The 16,124-nt window shown below is 58.4% G+C and carries 15 protein-coding genes and 3 pseudogenes; 6 read left to right on the top strand and 12 right to left on the bottom strand.

Features of this window, described 5'->3' with window-relative positions:
- Positions 1-114 precede the first annotated feature (114 nt).
- The 4 genes from JCM25143_RS22595 to JCM25143_RS01890 all read left to right on the top strand — a co-directional run bounded on the left by JCM25143_RS22595 (position 115) and on the right by JCM25143_RS01890 (position 2,998).
- Positions 115-426, top strand: coding sequence for a type 1 glutamine amidotransferase family protein (locus JCM25143_RS22595; RefSeq protein WP_199897796.1), 312 nt, complete (start codon positions 115-117; stop codon positions 424-426).
- Entirely contained in the window at positions 339-836 is a 498-nt protein-coding gene (locus JCM25143_RS15965) for a type 1 glutamine amidotransferase (protein WP_199897795.1), read from the top strand. Before JCM25143_RS22595 ends, JCM25143_RS15965 begins: the two co-directional genes overlap by 88 nt.
- Before the next feature lie 10 nt (positions 837-846).
- The gene (locus tag JCM25143_RS01895; RefSeq protein ID WP_025859834.1) at positions 847-1,506 is read left to right on the top strand and encodes a pyridoxamine 5'-phosphate oxidase family protein; all 660 of its coding nucleotides are present in this window, start codon (positions 847-849) and stop codon (positions 1,504-1,506) included.
- Positions 1,507-1,660: 154 nt separating this feature from the next.
- On the top strand, positions 1,661-2,998 hold the full coding sequence (locus JCM25143_RS01890) for an NAD(P)/FAD-dependent oxidoreductase (RefSeq protein WP_025859833.1): 1,338 nt from the start codon (positions 1,661-1,663) through the stop codon (positions 2,996-2,998).
- 102 nt (positions 2,999-3,100) lie between these two features.
- On the opposite strand, the pseudogene JCM25143_RS23175 reads toward JCM25143_RS01890, so the two are convergent.
- The 6 genes and pseudogenes from JCM25143_RS23175 to JCM25143_RS15950 form a co-directional block, all read right to left on the bottom strand.
- Positions 3,101-4,291 (bottom strand): annotated as a pseudogene (locus JCM25143_RS23175) (ammonium transporter).
- A gap of 470 nt (positions 4,292-4,761) precedes the next feature.
- Entirely contained in the window at positions 4,762-6,042 is a 1,281-nt protein-coding gene (glnT, locus tag JCM25143_RS01880; protein ID WP_456303591.1) for a type III glutamate--ammonia ligase, read from the bottom strand.
- Positions 6,043-6,157: 115 nt separating this feature from the next.
- Positions 6,158-7,495: an FMN-binding glutamate synthase family protein gene (locus JCM25143_RS01875; RefSeq protein ID WP_025859831.1), complete on the bottom strand. Its 1,338-nt coding sequence runs from the start codon at positions 7,493-7,495 to the stop codon at positions 6,158-6,160.
- Between the two features lie 7 nt (positions 7,496-7,502).
- Complete coding sequence (locus JCM25143_RS23170) at positions 7,503-7,643, bottom strand: hypothetical protein (RefSeq protein ID WP_234394874.1); 141 nt, start codon at positions 7,641-7,643, stop codon at positions 7,503-7,505.
- Entirely contained in the window at positions 7,640-8,179 is a 540-nt protein-coding gene (locus tag JCM25143_RS15955; RefSeq protein WP_234394873.1) for a GltB/FmdC/FwdC-like GXGXG domain-containing protein, read from the bottom strand. Before JCM25143_RS15955 ends, JCM25143_RS23170 begins: the two co-directional genes overlap by 4 nt.
- A gap of 4 nt (positions 8,180-8,183) precedes the next feature.
- The gene (locus JCM25143_RS15950; RefSeq protein ID WP_234394872.1) at positions 8,184-8,801 is read right to left on the bottom strand and encodes a class II glutamine amidotransferase domain-containing protein; all 618 of its coding nucleotides are present in this window, start codon (positions 8,799-8,801) and stop codon (positions 8,184-8,186) included.
- Between the two features lie 41 nt (positions 8,802-8,842).
- On the opposite strand from JCM25143_RS15950, the gene JCM25143_RS25500 reads away from it, so the two are divergent.
- Positions 8,843-9,169: a hypothetical protein gene (locus JCM25143_RS25500; RefSeq protein WP_234394871.1), complete on the top strand. Its 327-nt coding sequence runs from the start codon at positions 8,843-8,845 to the stop codon at positions 9,167-9,169.
- Between the two features lie 27 nt (positions 9,170-9,196).
- Here the strand turns inward: JCM25143_RS25500 and JCM25143_RS01860 are convergent, their stop codons facing one another.
- The 6 genes and pseudogenes from JCM25143_RS01860 to JCM25143_RS15940 all read right to left on the bottom strand — a co-directional run bounded on the left by JCM25143_RS01860 (position 9,197) and on the right by JCM25143_RS15940 (position 15,583).
- Positions 9,197-9,889 carry a helix-turn-helix domain-containing protein gene (locus JCM25143_RS01860; RefSeq protein ID WP_025859830.1) on the bottom strand — a complete coding sequence of 231 codons (693 nt, stop codon included), beginning with the start codon at positions 9,887-9,889 and terminating at the stop codon, positions 9,197-9,199.
- Between the two features lie 3 nt (positions 9,890-9,892).
- On the bottom strand, positions 9,893-10,315 hold the full coding sequence (locus tag JCM25143_RS01855) for a GNAT family N-acetyltransferase (protein WP_025859829.1): 423 nt from the start codon (positions 10,313-10,315) through the stop codon (positions 9,893-9,895).
- Between the two features lie 83 nt (positions 10,316-10,398).
- A complete protein-coding gene (locus tag JCM25143_RS01850) occupies positions 10,399-11,067 on the bottom strand; it encodes a hypothetical protein (protein WP_025859828.1) in 669 nt (222 codons plus the stop codon).
- A gap of 589 nt (positions 11,068-11,656) precedes the next feature.
- The gene (locus JCM25143_RS01845; protein ID WP_025859827.1) at positions 11,657-12,751 is read right to left on the bottom strand and encodes an FUSC family protein; all 1,095 of its coding nucleotides are present in this window, start codon (positions 12,749-12,751) and stop codon (positions 11,657-11,659) included.
- Positions 12,752-12,795: 44 nt separating this feature from the next.
- Positions 12,796-14,338, bottom strand: a pseudogene (locus JCM25143_RS15945) (DegQ family serine endoprotease).
- A gap of 76 nt (positions 14,339-14,414) precedes the next feature.
- A pseudogene (locus JCM25143_RS15940) lies at positions 14,415-15,583 on the bottom strand (OpgC family protein).
- A gap of 297 nt (positions 15,584-15,880) precedes the next feature.
- On the opposite strand from JCM25143_RS15940, the gene JCM25143_RS15935 reads away from it, so the two are divergent.
- Positions 15,881-16,124, top strand: a 244-nt coding sequence (locus JCM25143_RS15935; protein ID WP_035370335.1) for an iron-sulfur cluster assembly protein, incomplete at its 3' end; no start/stop codon positions are given.

The following is a 16,124-nucleotide window of genomic DNA, read 5'->3' as shown; positions in this document are numbered from 1 at the left end:
GCGAAAGGGCCACATGTCAATTGGCTCCTTTTGCACGCAGCAACTGGCCCTATCACCCATCCTCCGCACCGTGGCATCCTGCCATGGTGCTCTTGTATTTCTGCCGAGGTTTTCATGAATATTCTTGTCTTCCAGCATCTTGATGTCGAACACCCCGGCGTTTTCCGTGATTTCTGGAAAAAAGCCGGACACGACGTTCATACCGTTCATTTCAACCGCGATGACGCCATCCCCCCCCTGCAAGATTTTGATCTGCTGGTCGTACTTGGCGGGCCGATGGATGTCTGGGAGACTGAACAAAACCCCTGGCTGGTGCGCGAAATGTCCGCAATCCGCACATGGTTCGTGATCTGGGTAAGCCCTATTTCGGTATCTGTCTGGGGCATCAGCTTCTGGCACAGGCTCTGGGTGGGCATGTGGGGCTGATGAAAGAACCCGAGGTCGGGCTTGCCACTATCCACCTGACAGAAGAGGGACAGCATGACACCCTGTTTTCCAAAACCCCCCATGAAATGGAAATTTTCCAGTGGCACGGGGCAGAAGTTCAGACCCTACCCGAAGGTGCGGTGATACTGGCCGCCAACGCAGCCTGCCCCGTACAGGCCATGCGGGTCGGCCCCCACGCATGGGGTTTGCAGTACCATGTGGAAATGACCGACACCACCGTAGCGGAATGGAGCGCCATTCCTGAATACAAGGCCAGCATGGAAAAAGCGCTGGGCGTTGAACGCGCAGCAGGTCTGGAAAGCACACTGGCCCCGCTTCTGCCCGGCTTTAACGCCATGGCGCACAACCTGAACGAGAGCCTATTCGCCCGTCTACCACCCCATAGCTGAAAGACAGACCATGACCGGACCGACCGCTCCCCCGCCCCCCAGTGCGCGCACCCGCGTGCGGCGCTTTCACCAGATCGCGTCTTACGACCCGCAGACCGTGCACGCCATACTGGATGCCATGCCGCTCTGCCATGTCGGATACGTGCATAACGGCACACCCATTGTCACGCCTACGCTGCAATGGCGTGATGGAGATCGTATTTTCTGGCATGCGTCATCCGCCAGCCGCATGATCGACAGCGTGCTGGAACAGGATGTGTGCGTGACTGTCTCGCTTTACGATGGTCTGGTCATGGCGCGTTCAGCCTTCAGCTACAATATTAACCACCGTTCGGTCATGATTTTCGGTCGCCCCGAAAAACTGTCCGAAACCGAAAAAGCTAAACAATTACGCAATATGGTCAACAAAACCATTCCGGGCCAGTGGGAACGTCTGCGCCCTGTTACTGCACAGGAACTCAAAGCCACGACCGTGCTTGGCATGTCCATTACCGAGGCCTCGGCCAAAGTGCGCACTGGCCCCCCGCAGGATGAAGGATCAGACCTCGATTTTCCCGTATGGGCAGGCGTTATTCCCGTACGTATGCAAGTGCTCCCCCCCGAGCCTGATCCGCAAAATCTGCCGGGCCTTATCCCCCCTACCGAAATCGCGTCCTTCCATATCGGCTGAGTGTTTTTCTGAATCGGTCAAGCGGAAGCGCCATGTTAGAAAAACATGGAGCCATGTGTGGAAAAATACTGAAAATTATTTCATTTTTTCGCACACTGTCCGCCTATTCCGAATCCATTAAGGAAACCGGCACATCCCGGTTCAGGAGACCCGCTTGCCTACCGCTCTTTCTCCCATCACCCTGTCCGATCTGGCGCAGGGGCGTGCCGTGCCTTTCATACACAAGCCCTACTGGTGGGAAGCCATGCCCGCCTTGGCGCATGACGACGCGGTCTCAGGATTTGCGGATGTTGCTGTAGTAGGCTCTGGCTTTACCGGCCTGTCTGCTGCCCTGACACTGGCGCGGGCGGGCCGGGCCGTCACCATTCTGGAAGCTGGGACAGCCGGATACGGCGCATCCACCCGCAATGGCGGGCAAGTTGGCTCAGGCAATCAGAAATTCCGTGTCAAAACCCTGATCGACATGATGGGGATGAAAAAGGCACAGGCCCTTCTGATGGAAGGCGTTGCCATGCTCGACAACATGGAAACCCTGATCACAGACGAGAAAATATCCTGCTTTTTCAAGCGTTGTGGCCGTTTTCGTGGTGCCGTGCGGCCCGAGCATTACGATGCCATGGCGCGTGATATGCAAGACCTCGAACGCTATGCGGGGGTACACTCCTTCATGGTTCCGCGTTCGGAACAGCATAAGGAAATTGCAACGGATTTCTTCCATGGCGGCTCTGTGCTGCCTCAGGATGCCAGCCTGCACCCCGGCCTTTACCATGCTGGTCTGCTCGACAGGGCACAAAATGCTGGTGCACGGCTGATCTGTCAGGCCCCTGTTACCGCTGTACAGCGTGACTCTGACAGTTTTACCCTCATAACGCCACGTGGCAGCATGAAAGCCCGACAGGTCATTATCGCTACCAATGGATACCAGCAGTCTTTCAGCAGTTTCTGCCGCAAACGGATTGTACCCGTCACATCAGCCCTGATTGCAACCGCCCCCATGCCTGCTGAACGCCTGCAGGCTCTCATGCCCGGCGGGCGCATGTATGGAAATTCTGCCCGTGTTTTCTCCTATTTCCGTGCAGCCCCAGACCAACCTCACCTGATCTGGGGGGGGCGTGTCGGCCGTGGTGCCTCTGCCAGCAGTGCTAGAGCCTATGCCCATCTGGCCCGTGATCTGCTTGATGTTTTCCCACAGGCGGGAGATCTGACCCTTTCTCACGCATGGTCTGGACAGATTGGCTATACGTTTGATGAGTTCCCGCATCTGGGCCTGGCCCCCGACGGACTGCATTATGCCGTAGGCTATTGCGGCACGGGTGTTTCGCGCTCCACATGGTTCGGACGCAAGATCGCTCTACAGGTTATGGACAAGCCCGAAGGGTTTTCGGAATTTACCGGCCTGCGCTTTCCCTCGCACCCATTCCAGAAATTTGCTCCGGCCGCCGTGCCATTTTTCGAGCAATGGTACCGCCTGCGCGATACCTTCAATATCTGACCTTACGCAGGGTGGAGGGTAACCCCCTCCACCCCATAAGAGAAAACCCCCGCCAACCGAAGTTGGCAGGGGTTTTTTTACTAGATGATTAAGAAAATACCCTTAGTGGTAAACCGCTTCCTCATCACCAGTCATAGTGCTGAGGCGATAGGCCGTTTCACCATGGCAGGCCAGATCGAGGCCGGATTCTTCAATCTCGTCGCTCACACGCAGGCCACCAGTCAGGGCTGCTGCTTTCATGGCAATGAACGTCGCCACGACAGAGACCAGAATGCTGAAGCCCATGATAAAGACCTGCACACCCATCTGGGAGAGCATGTCCCGCCCTTCGCTGTAACCAACACCGCCGAGGTAGGGGGCCGCGAAAACGGTTGTGAGCAGGCCGCCGACCATCGCGCCAATACCGTGGATGCCGAACACGTCAAACGCATCATCGTAACCGAAGATGTTTTTCAGGTTATCAACAGCCCAGATACAAGCCGCACTGGTCAGCACACCCACGGCAATGGACCCGGCCGGGCTGACAAACCCGCAGGCAGGCGTAATACCAACCAGACCAGCAATAGCCCCGGAAATGATACCAAAGGTGCTGGGGCGTTTACGATGCACCCATTCCATGATCATCCAGCCCAGAGCACCGCCAACACCGCCCAGCATGGTGTTGATAACCAGCTCGATGGCATGGCCGCTGACCGCGTAATCGCATCCGCACAGAAAGCCAGCCAGCCCACGAACAGCATGCAGCCACCCGTATAGGTCATGGTCATGTCATGCGGCGCCATAACAACGGAGCCCAGACCGCGGCGCTTACCAATCATGATAGAAGCAACGAGAGCCGCAACACCAGCATTCATATGCACGACGTTACCACCGGCAAAATCCTGCGCGCCCCAGTCAGCAACCCAGCCGCCGCCCCAAGCCATATGCGCCATGCACATAATCGATCAGGAACCACACGCCCAGAAAAACCAGAACTGCTGCAAAACGCATCCGCTCGGCAAACGAGCCGACAATAATGGGCGGCGTAATGGCCGCAAACAGCGCCATGAAGAAATAATAGAGATATTCAGGCAGAACACCGACATTGTTATCCGGCGTGACACCCCGCAGGAAAATCTTGTCCAACCCGCCAATAACCGACTGAAACGGCCCTTCGCTGAAGGTGAGGGTATAGCCCACAGCCGTCCACAGGAAAATAACCAGACAGGCCCCTGCAAAAACCTGGGTCAGAATGGACAGGACATTCTTGCTGCGTGACATGCCGCCATAAAACAGGGCAAGACCCGGCAGCATCATGAGCATGACAAAGAGCGCACAGGTCGCAACATAGGCCGTGTCCGGCAGGCCATAAGCGGGTTTTGCCGCCGCGTCTTCGGCCATGGCCGAAATGGGTGCCGCCAGTGAAGCCAGCGTCACGCCCGTTGGTAGTAGCTTTTTACACAATCTTAACATACAGATCCCCCTTTTATTGGTCTCATTCAGTTGTCAGATGTACGCGACTACCAAATCCGGGAGGTAACAGCCCTATACCCTGATCATAGAAAAATCTTCTTGTGATCAGTAAAATTTCAAAAAAACTGTTACCTATCCCGTCTTTTGCTCCTTTTCCTGATATTCTATCGGCCCACGTGCCAGGACAGGAACATTTTTATTTTAGTTTCGTAACATTATACAGCAAAGAACTCTCTTTCCAGAGTTATTTTCGATCATAGGTGAACTATACCTTATGAAGGGTATAAGTTCACCTTATCATTAAAAAATCCTTAGCAATCCATGGTCATCTGCCGTTCCCATTCGGACAGATGGCCACAATGCGCATTCCAGTCTGCGGTTTTGATTTTGAGATAGGGGTCAACAAAACCATCGTCCAGCATGCCGCGCAGCACGGTTGATTCGTCCAGCGCACGCAGGGCATCAAGCAGGTTCAGCGGCAGGCGCATGGCGTTCTGCACCTTGTAACCTTCAAGATACATGTTGATATCCAGAGGCTCACCGGGGTCACGCCCCTGCTCAATACCATCCAGACCAGCCGCCAGCAGGGCAGCCTGCAACAGATAGGGATTGGCCGCGCCATCGGGCAGACGCATTTCAAACCGGCCTCCGCCCGGCACGCGGATCATGTGCGTGCGGTTATCCCCTGCATAGGTAACGGTGTTAGGTGACCAGGTTGCCCCCGAGACCGTACGCGGCGCGTTGATCCGCTTGTAGGAATTAACCGTGGGGTTGAGAATAGCACACAGCGCCTTGGCGTTATGGATCAGCCCGCCGACAAAGTTATACCCCTTGGCCGACAGTTCCATTTTATCCGCCGGATCGCGGCAGATATTTTCATCACCCTGCCACAGCGAGATATGGGCATGGCAGCCACTGCCTGTCAGGTGCATGAAAGGCTTGGGCATAAACGTTGCCCGCAGGCCGTGTTTTTCAGCAATAGCGCGCGCCATGAACTTGAAAAAAACATGCCGATCGGCTGTCACCAGCGCATCGGCGTATTTCCAGTTCATTTCAAACTGGCCGTTGGCATCTTCATGGTCGTTCTGATACGGCTCCCAGCCAAGAGACTGCATGGCGTCGCACAGTTCGGCAATCACATCGTAACGGCGCATCAGGGCTGATGCATCATAGCAGGGTTTGACGCTGGAATCGTGCTCGTCACCAACCTGAGCACCATCGGGGGTGACCAGAAAGAACTCGGCTTCCACACCAGTCTTGACCGTAATGCCCTGATCGGCTGCACGCTTAATCAGGCGCTTGAGCGTGTTACGCGGCCCCTGCGTTACGTACTGGCCGTGCATTTTCAGGTCTGCGGGCAGCCAGCCGACTTCGGGCTTCCAGGGAAGCTGCACAAGGCCCGAAGCATCGGGGATAGCCAGAAGGTCAGGATCGGCGGGAGACATATCGAACGCTGCCGCAAAACCGGCAAAGCCCGCGCCATTTTTCTGCATATCGGCAATAGCCGAAGCGGGCACGAGCTTGGCGCGCTGCGCGCCGGAAAGGTCTATAAACGAGATCAGAAAATAGCGAATACCCTTTTCACGGGCCACAGTTTCTAGATCGTAACATTTTTGTTGGACGTTATCCATTGGTGCGCTTCCATTCCTTAACACTGCTTCCCCCGGCTGGTGGCACGGGGGAAGTCCTGTCTTGATCAAACGCCTTTCAGAAACCGGCCTTGCCCGGGTACCAGTCTGTTCCCGCCAGAGGTAGGCGCGTCATGGCGGCTGCCTCGATTGTCAGGGCCACCAGGTCTTCGGGTTCAAGGTTATGCAGGTGGCTCTTGCCACAGGCCCGCGCGATGGTCTGGGCTTCCATGGTCAGAACCGAGAGGTAGTTGGCCAGACGCCGCCCACCTAGAATTGGGTCCAGCCTTGCGGCCAGCGTGGGGTCCTGCGTTGTGATCCCTGCCGGGTCGCGGCCATCCTGCCAGTCATCATACGCGCCGGGCACTGTGCCGAGCTTGGCGTATTCAGCCGCCAGATCGGGGCTCTGATCCCCCAGCGCCACAAGAGCCGCGGTGCCAATGGCCACGGCATCAGCACCCAGCGCCAGCGCCTTGGCCACATCGGCCCCGGTACGGATACCACCAGAGACAATAAGCTGCACCTTACGATGCAGGCCGAGATCCTGCAGCGCCTGCACCGCCGGACGAATAGCGGCCAGAATGGGCAGGCCAACATGCTCGATAAACACTTCCTGCGTTGCCGCCGTGCCACCCTGCATACCGTCAAGCACCACAACATCGGCCCCTGACTTCACCGCAAGCGACACATCGTAATACGGACGGCTGGCACCGACCTTGACGTAAATCGGCTTTTCCCAATTGGTGATTTCGCGCAGTTCTTCGATCTTGATTTCCAGATCATCCGGGCCAGTCCAGTCCGGGTGACGGCAGGCAGAGCGCTGGTCGATCCCTTCGGGCAGGTCGCGCATCTGTGCCACACGCGGGGAGATTTTCTGCCCCAGCAGCATACCGCCACCACCGGGCTTGGCACCCTGCCCCACCACGATTTCAATCGCATCGGCCTTGCGCAGGTCATCGGGGTTCATGCCGTAGCGTGACGGCAGATACTGATAAACCAGCGTAGAGGAATGACCACGTTCCTCGGGTGTCATGCCACCATCACCCGTGGTGGTGGAGGTTCCTACAGCGCTGGCGCCACGGCCTAGAGCTTCCTTGGCCTGCGCGGACAGCGCGCCAAAGGACATACCCGCGATCGTGACCGGGGTTTTCAGGTGGATAGGCTTTTTGGCAAAACGCGTGCCGAGCACAACATCCGTGCCACAACGCTCACGATAGCCCTCAAGCGGATAACGCGACATGGACGCGCCAAGAAACAGCAGGTCATCAAAATGCGGCAGTTTGCGCTTGGTGCCACCACCACGGATGTCGTAAATGCCTGTCGCGGCCGCGCGCTGGATCTGCGAAACGGTGAACGGATCGAACGTGGCGGAAAACCGGGGCGTTGTCTTTGTGTAATCGTGATGTTTTTCAGTCATGACAGCCTCAGTATGCCGATGCGTTATCGACGTTGAAGTGATAGAGCGTGCGGGCCGAGCCATAGAGCCGGAACTCTTCAGCCTTGCAGTCCGTTATACCGGCCTGTTCGAGCAGGGCTGTAAGGATGGCGCGGTCTTCGGCCTTCATTTCCTTTTCTTCACAGTCCGCCCCAAGCTACGCACCTTGCCGCGCACGAAAATACGTGTCTCGTAAAGGGAATCTCCGAGCGCTTCGCCAGCATCCTCACAAACAACCAGATTGCCGCTCTGCGCCATGAAAGCACTCATGTGGCCAATGGAGCCACGCACGACAATATCGACACCCTTCATGGAAATACCGCAGCGTGCACCGGCATCACCCTCAATCACCAGCAGGCCACCATGGGCCGTGGCCCCGGCGCTGGAGCTGGCATTGCCCGTGACATGCACCCGCCCACTCATCATGTTTTCTGCAACGCCCTGACCGGCATTGCCGTTGATAACCACGCTGGCTTTCTGGTTCATACCCGCAGCGTAATACCCGGTATGGCCTTCAATCGTGACCTCAATCGGCTGGGTCAGCCCCACGGCCAGCGCGTGCCGACCATTAGGGTTGGAAACCTTGCATTGCGTACCAGCACTTTCCGTCTGCAGGCGGCTGTTCAGCTCACGCAGCGTGGTCGTATTCAAATCTATCGTCTGCATTGCTTCAATCCCGCCTTACGCTGCGTGTTCCCAATGATAAACCGCTGCGGTTCCGGCTCGAACACCTCAGCACTGGCAATGCCGGGCAGACCGGCAAACGCGCGGTATTCCGAGGCAAACGCCACGTAATCATCTGTCTCGACCATGACAGCAGCTTGCACGCCACCGGATCGCGCAGAACGGCAAAGCCATCACGCGTACCAACGACAAAAGTATAGAAACCATCAAGATCGTTCAGAGACGCCTTGAGAGCCTGATCAAGCTTTTCGCCCTTGGACAGGCGCCAGGACAGATAACCCGCCGCCACTTCGGAATCGTTTTCCGTCTCGAAGCGCAGCCCTTCGCGCACGAGCTGGCGGCGCAGGGAGTTATGGTTGGAAAGCGAACCGTTATGCACGAGGCACTGATCCGGCCCGGTGGAGAAAGGGTGTGCGCCAGCCACTGTCACGGCTGATTCCGTCGCCATTCGCGTATGACCAATTGCGTGTGTACCACTCATTTTTTCCAGAGCGAAACACGAAGCAACCTGTTCGGGCAGGCCCACTCCTTTGTACAGTTCAATGCTCTCGCCGCTGGAAGCAAAAGCCACGCCATCGGCAAACATATCGACATAGGCGCGCACGGCGGTTCATGCTCGGCAGCATAGGTCAGGATTACGTGGTCATGGCGCTTGTGAACTTCGCCGCTACCACCGATAATTTCCAGAAATCCAGCTTCAAACGGGCCGATATTACCATCGGACAGGCCGCGGACGGTCATCTTGCGCTGGCCTTTGCCTGCACCGTTATAGACTGCAAAACCCGCGCTATCGGGGCCGCGCTCGGTCATGGTTTTCAGCATCTGGGACGTCAGACGCCCCAATTCAGGCTCAAGCGCCCGGTTTTTGATAAACAATCCTACGATGCCGCACATCGCAAACCCCCGAAGAGCATGGAACAACTGTCACCATACAATCAGAAGACGAAACGATGTGTCAACGGTAAAGAATAAAACTTTCCTATCAGGAAATATTCCGTTTTATTCACCCTGTCGGGGATACACGATGATCGACAGATAACTAATTGGTTTTTCAATAAATTTTTCAGGTCCATGCGGGGCCTGACTATCGAACATCAGCGTATCGCCCGGCCCCATTTCGTACACTTCCTCGCCGTGCCGATAGGCTACACGCCCTTTGAGCATGTACAGCATTTCGATTCCCTGATGCCTGAAGCTGACATAAGGCTGGGCATCGTCATGCAGCGTAATCAGATACGGCTCCAGCACCAGTGGCCCGCTGAGCAGATGGCCCAGCAAGCGGTAATGATGCCCGGCCTTGGTGCCGCGCCGCTCGATTGCCACACCCTGCCCCGCCCGCACAAAAGAACAGTCGCGCTGTTCCTCGGCGGTGGCAAAAAGCTGGCTTAGCGGAATATTGAGTGCGCGGCAGACAGCCTGCAATGTGGAAAGCGATGGAGAAATCTGGCCATTTTCTATTTTTGACAACATGCCGAGCGAAATGCCCGCCGCTGTCGCAAGGTCGCTCCCGGTCAACTCCGCGCGGCGGCGAAGCTGACGGATCTGCGCACCCAGAGATTCCTCAAGTGTCAGTTCCCTCGCGGGGCTAGCCAGAGACCCTGTTGCGAGAACTGCGGCCTGATTTTCATCAGTATTTTTGGGTGATACTGGCTTGCGGCCCGCCGTTTGGCGGCGTGTCACTGGTGTTGCCATGCTTCATCCTACCCTGCACCGCATGGAGGGAGCCTGATGCAGCTCAAATCCGAGCTGTTCATAAAACGGCACGGCGGTATCGCGGGCATCCAGAAACACGGTACCCATGCCGCGTGCCGTGGCTTCTTCCTGCGCATAAGCCATAAGAGCGCGGCCTATGCCCCGCCCTCGGCAAGCGGCATCCACCACCAGATCATCCACATGCAAAAACGCGCCACGCGCAAGCGTATGTACGGGCCGCAACCCTATCACGCCCACCAGCATCCCGGCCTCAAATGCGCCGATCAGCTCATATCCGGCGGCCATCTGCCGCAGCACCGCCTGCTCGAACGAAGCCCTGTCGAGCGTTCGCAACTGCGCGATAACCGGATAAGCCTCCGGTATTTCCCGCGAGGCAAGACGCCGCACCACAAGAGAGTCTGTCACTGCTTCCTCCCCGGTTTCATCCTGTACCGGCCAGTCTGTGGGGAATAATCCCCCATCAGAACCGGCCGGGCAGACAAGCTATGTTACTGCGCGGCGGGAGCGGGAGCCGGAACTGGTGCGACAGAAGGAGCAGGCGCAGCAGCCTGAGGAGCCGCGGCAGGCACGGTTTCGTTAGTGATCACGTAGGAAATTGATTCCATCCGCGTCATGTCCACCACGTCACCCACTTTCAGCGTAGCCAGAAAATCCTGCATGGCTTTGGTGTGCAGAACGGCCACATGCAGCGCGTTATCATCGGTCACGAAGGAGACGGAATGTGTCTTGAGGTCGATAGCCTGAATGGTGGCGCGCTCACGGTTGAAGGCGGCAATCACACCACGCGGGTGACCATGCGCAAAGCCGCGCGCCGTTGTCAGGGTGGATTCAGGCAGGGGGCTGCCGGGAGGTGCCATATCCGCGCCCAGTGTTTCCACAAAGGAAATCCGCAGGTGGTCGCCTTCATGAAGGTGCGGCAGGTCGCTCACGCCTGCACCATATTCGATGGTGATCAGGTGACCATTATCCTCACGCAGGAGAACTTCACGCGCTTCACGGTCCACCGTTTCCACAATGGCGCTGGTCTGCTGGTGCTTCAGCAGTACGGAAGCCTGCGCATGAGCGGCTGAAGGCAGCACCGCCCCACCAAAGGCGCACAGGCCGGTTGCAAAGAGTGCCAGAGCCTTGAAAGAAAAACGCGGAGCATGAATGTGCATGGTCTTCAATCCTTTCCATCATCAGCCACAAACAGCGTGCTCCCGGCATGGGGCCACAGGCCCCTTCCGCACGATGAGCCGCCCGGCTGAATACGATCCGTTATTCTGACCATAACACACGCAAAGACAAAGCGTTATTCGTTAGCGCCGGTCGTTTGTGTCTTTGGCGCACTGATACAAAAAAACCCGCCCGGCGAACCGGACGGGCCAGAGCCACTCCCGAACAAGAACCGGGACGGCCGGCTTTGCCTTAGCCGCAGCACTTCTTTTTACGGAAGAAATAGAATGCGCTCGCGATCAGACCAACCAGAAGCAGGCCACGCACGCAGGGAGATTTGGGGCATTTCACAGGACAATTTGCCATGGGGAGGTATCCTTACAAACTCATGTTCAACCTGTTGGGGCACAGGTTGGCACGAGTTTACCCCATACTCCCCCTCCGTCATGCCACTTGTCCGCTCCGTGGTGCCCGGCAGGGCTGGCATGTCCGCCAAAGCCTGATACGGCGCTGCCTCCATACCCGCTGCAAGCAATGCGCCGTGGCGTACGAATCGTCTGTTACCCGGTCATATCTGTGCCCGAAATTTTTTCAGGCAGTTTTAGCACGCCGCGCGAACAGGGAACGCCAGCTGCTCCAGTAGCGGTTTTTGGGCATCCTGTCGGCATCATCATCACCCAGAAGCTGGATAAGGTGGCGCAGGTCTGTCAGCAGGATACCGACCACAAAGCGGATAATCGGATCACTCGTGCCCGTAGCAGACGGCAGAGCCGCGATTACTTCCGCCGCAATCCGGTTATCCTCACCCGTACGGGCCACGGCTTCGCTCTCACAACGCTGGATGATCCACTGAAACCCCCGCAACATGCCCGCCCGCAACGAGGCGGCGGACTGCGCGGGCAGCGCCACCCCGCTATCAGGCAGGCTGAGCATGGCGCGCGCCACCACCAGCGCATCCATCTGCAACTGCCGCAGGCCATTGGGCAGGCGGGCCAGCATGGGATCTCGCTCTTCCAGCGGCACCCAGTGTTCGCGCCGTGCTTCTTCCAGTGCCGCATGCACCAGACGGAGCGAGGCCGCGCATTCGTCGTTCATGTCCTGAATAACGGACCATTCGACATGGCCTGCACGCGCCTTTTGCAGCATGGCCAGAATCTGGCGCACCGTTACGGCCGCACTCCGAAAAGCATCACGCCGAGCCTGCTCATGCAGCACCACATAGGTTACAAGTGTTGAAGCACTCACCCCGATCATAATCGCGAGCACCCGCTCGATCGGGCGCATATAGGGGCTGTCATCCGTCGGAAACAGAATGGCAATCATGAGCGTGACAATGCCCATGCGCGCTTCAGGCTTGAACGACACCAGCACAACCAGCGGCACGAAAGCCAGCGCAAACGCCCACCATAACGGCCAGTGCAGAAACATCATGAGCGTAATGGGAATAACGCTGACCGAAGCGCCGATCAGCGTACCCACCAACTGGTCACGCCCTTTGGAAATGGTGTCCGTAATGCTGTTCTGGGTCACGATAACCGAGGTAATCAGCGCCCAGCCCGGTTCCTGAAGGTTGATCAGCCACGCGGCCACAGCCGAAACGCCCACCGCACTGAGCAGGCGTATAGACTGGCAGAAGGCGGATTCGACACGCCAGCGCCCCAGAGAAGACAGACCGGGCAAGGTCATCGGCCAATGCCGCAGCTTTACCCACCAGTGTGCAGTCGAGAGGCTCAGGGTGTGGTCTCCCCTCCCAGGGGGAGCGGAATCCACCGCACGCCGTCCGTATCATGCACCAGCAGCAGCGCCGTGCGCCGGTGGTCCTTACGGGCGGCATCCAGCCTCTGCTTGAGGGCCGCAGGGGTTGTCACCTCCGCCTGCTGCACCTCGGTAATGACATCGCCTTCCTTCAGGCCACGTTCGGCGGCAATGCCGTCTTCGCGCACAGAATTGACCAGAACACCCTTCTGGTTGGCGGGCAGGTTATATTTCTGCCGCGCGGCCGCATCGAGCGCCGAAACCGAAAAACCGAAATCTGAAAAGCTGACCGTGGCAGGCCCCTTGGGTTCCTGCACGGGCTTTGCCGGGGGTTCGTCCTGCGTTTCAGGCAGGGCCCCCACAACCAGCGTGACATCACGGGTTTTGCCGTGCTGCCACACACTCAGCCGGGCCTGCGCCCCAACCGGCAACTGCGCGGACAGGCGCGGCAGGGCGCGACCATCCACCGGTTTGCCGTCCAGCGTGAGAATGACATCGCCCGTCTTCAGCCCCGCCTTTTCGGCTGGACCATTTTTTTCCACGCCCGCAACCAGCGCGCCCCCGGCGGATTTCAGGCCCAGCCCCTCGGCTATGTCCTGCGTAACCGTCTGTATCCGCACGCCCAGCCAGCCACGCGAGACCTTGCCGTTCTTGCGGAGCTGCTCGAGCACACCGCGCGCCTCGTTAGCCGGAATGGAAAAGCCAATGCCGACCGACCCACCCGAGGGAGAGTAAATGGCCGTGTTCACGCCAATGACGTTGCCTTCCATATCGAACAGCGGGCCACCGGAATTACCCTTGTTGATGGGCGCATCGGTCTGGATGAAATCATCATACGGCCCTTGGTCGATATTACGCCCGCGCGAGGAGATGATCCCTGCCGTAACAGTGCCGGACAGGCCGAACGGATTGCCGATAGCCAGCACCCAGTCTCCCACGCGGCGGCGGTCACTATCCCCAAAGGACACAAAAGGCAGCGGCGTATGGCTGTCCACCTTGAGCAGCGCCAGATCCGTCCTGTCATCATGGCCGATCATGCGCGCGGTCAGCACCGTGTTGTCCTGCAGGGTCACGGTAATGCGGTCCGCCTTGCGGATCACATGATTGTTGGTGACGATATACCCTGCGGGTCGATGATAAAGCCAGACCCAAGCGCCTGCATGCGCCGGGGCGGAGCGTTGGGGTCGGTCTGGCGGTTCATGAAGTCATGAAAGAACTTCTCGAACGGTGAGCCACGCGGGAAGTCAGGCACCTGCGAGGCTGGTCGTCGTCATCCTCATCATCACCATCCGCTTCGCCGCGCACTGTCTGGGTGGTGGAAACGTTCACCACGGCAGGCAGCAGGCGGGCCGCCAGATCGGCAAAACTTTCCGGCACGGGGCGCGGAGCCCCCGCTACGGCCACGGGTGCCGCAGGTGCTCCGTCCGCCCGTGCGGCCCCTATTCCTGTCCAGACGACGCCCCCCAACAGCACACCGGACAGCAGAATAGCGCGAAACGGGGGGGGGGACAGAAACATGGGCAAACACACTTTCACGTCATGGATAGACTTGCGGGTATGGTAAGCCAATCAAACGCAGGCCAGCAAGACCGGCTCAGGCGGAGTGGGCGACCGGCCGACCCACACCGCGCCGCTGGTCAAGCCAGAAGGCGAGGCTCAGCAGCACGCCCAGCCCCACCACATTCACGCCCACCTGTAGCGACCACATATCCCCAAACGTGCTGAACACCAGACGGGCCAGCAGGTCGAGCACAGTACCAATAACGAATACCTCAAGCGAATGGCGGCCCACACAGGCCAGTATCTGCCCCACCACTGTCTCGCCCGACCAGCGCCGCGCAGCGGCGGAAGACTGCACCAGATAGAAAATGGCCAGCACATCCAAAAGCCGCAAAGGCGAGAGCCACGCCTTGGCCGGGGCCACGGCATCGCCAAAAGGCCGCAGGTCAGGCAGGTTCCACTGCATCCACGGGAATGCCTGCAGGCTGAAAACGCCAGATAGGCCCAGCATACACCCACCAGCCAGCGCAGCCGGGCAAAATCCTTGCCGCGCCGCTGTGTCCGCTCGGAAGCTGTCAGCCCCAGCGCGAACAGGAACTGCCAGGCAAACGGATTGAAATACCAGCCATCCGGGTCGAGCCAGTTTGGAAAATTCACCGCCGGGTCAAGGTTGACCAGCGCCCAGATTGCTCCGGCCAGCACAAGGGCAAGGGAATGTTGTACCCGCATGAGCAGGTAAAACAGCGGAAAGCCCGCCAGCAACACAATATAGAGAGGCAGGATATTGAGGTTACTGGGCAGGGCGTCAAAACTCATGACCCTCCACACCCAGCTCATGCCATGCGCCAGTTCGGGCTCCAGATAGTCAACCGAAACCGGCGTAAAATGCCGCCACAGGCGGATAATGAACACATAGGCCACAACCATGATTGTCTGGCCTATGTAAAGCTGCACACAGCGCCGCAGCAGGCGGCCCAGTGTTACGCGCATGCCGTATTTGCCAAAGGCCCGCCCGTAAGCCAGCCAGGACGCATATCCCGCCAGCAGCACGAACACCTCGGCCGCATCGGCAAAGCCGACATTGCGCATGGTAAAGCGGTTGAGCAGGTTCTGGGGAATATGATCGACAAACATCATCAGCAAAGCAGCACCCCGCAGCGCGTCCACCCGATGGTCACGCCCCCTGAGGGACAGCGTATGCGACGTTGCGGCCAGCCTGTCGCGCAGGCCTGCTGCCAGACGCCACCAGGCACCATCCTGCATTCGATCCTGCGTTACAGGTGCATTCTGCGGGTTTTCCACCTGCTGCATACCCGCTCTGCCTCTCTCTCCCATGCCCGGCATCGTATGCTTGTTACGCACGCCAGTTCCTGTTCCTTATAGCCCGAGGCTGCCGCCCATCTACCCATCCCGCCTAATCTGTGCCAGAAAAAATATGGCCTCTTTCCGCCCGCAGACGGAAAAAACAACACGCGCGGCCTTTTCCCCTTCCCCTTTTTCAGGGCCGCGCCCTCTGCCTTGTTCCGCAAGGCGTGACCCACCAGCATCAGGATCAGACCCGTGGCGCAGAACGCTCCCTTCTCCCCCGACGATATTCTCAGCCTCCTGCATCAGGCTCAGGACCCCGCCACGGGTCTGTCTCTGGCGGAAGCAGGGCGGGTGCAGTCGTGCTCCTACGAACAGGGGCGACTGGCGCTGACGCTTGAAGTCCCGCGCGATCAGGCGGATGCGCTGGCGGCCCTGTGCCCTGCGGCCGTTGCCAAGCTTGAAACCCTACCCGGCGTGCAAACCGCCAGTATTGTCC

The organism is Acetobacter papayae JCM 25143 (genome assembly GCF_000613285.1).
Classification (GTDB): domain Bacteria; phylum Pseudomonadota; class Alphaproteobacteria; order Acetobacterales; family Acetobacteraceae; genus Acetobacter; species Acetobacter papayae.
The sequence above is the reverse complement of the archived record's forward strand: the minus strand, read 5'-3'. Positions and strand labels throughout refer to the sequence as shown.

Excerpts from the sequence above, each read along its gene's own strand:
- JCM25143_RS22595 (WP_199897796.1), top strand. The coding sequence starts at position 115 with ATGAATATTCTTGTCTTCCAGCATCTTGATGTCGAACACCCCGGCGTT.
- JCM25143_RS15965 (WP_199897795.1), top strand. The coding sequence starts at position 339 with ATGGTTCGTGATCTGGGTAAGCCCTATTTCGGTATCTGTCTGGGGCAT.
- JCM25143_RS01895 (WP_025859834.1), top strand. The coding sequence starts at position 847 with ATGACCGGACCGACCGCTCCCCCGCCCCCCAGTGCGCGCACCCGCGTG.
- JCM25143_RS01875 (WP_025859831.1), bottom strand. The coding sequence starts at position 7,495 with ATGACTGAAAAACATCACGATTACACAAAGACAACGCCCCGGTTTTCC.
- JCM25143_RS23170 (WP_234394874.1), bottom strand. The coding sequence starts at position 7,643 with ATGAAGGCCGAAGACCGCGCCATCCTTACAGCCCTGCTCGAACAGGCC.
- JCM25143_RS15955 (WP_234394873.1), bottom strand. The coding sequence starts at position 8,179 with ATGCAGACGATAGATTTGAATACGACCACGCTGCGTGAGCTGAACAGC.
- JCM25143_RS25500 (WP_234394871.1), top strand. The coding sequence starts at position 8,843 with ATGGCGCTTGTGAACTTCGCCGCTACCACCGATAATTTCCAGAAATCC.
- JCM25143_RS01860 (WP_025859830.1), bottom strand. The coding sequence starts at position 9,889 with ATGGCAACACCAGTGACACGCCGCCAAACGGCGGGCCGCAAGCCAGTA.
- JCM25143_RS01850 (WP_025859828.1), bottom strand. The coding sequence starts at position 11,067 with ATGCACATTCATGCTCCGCGTTTTTCTTTCAAGGCTCTGGCACTCTTT.
- JCM25143_RS01845 (WP_025859827.1), bottom strand. The coding sequence starts at position 12,751 with ATGACCTTGCCCGGTCTGTCTTCTCTGGGGCGCTGGCGTGTCGAATCC.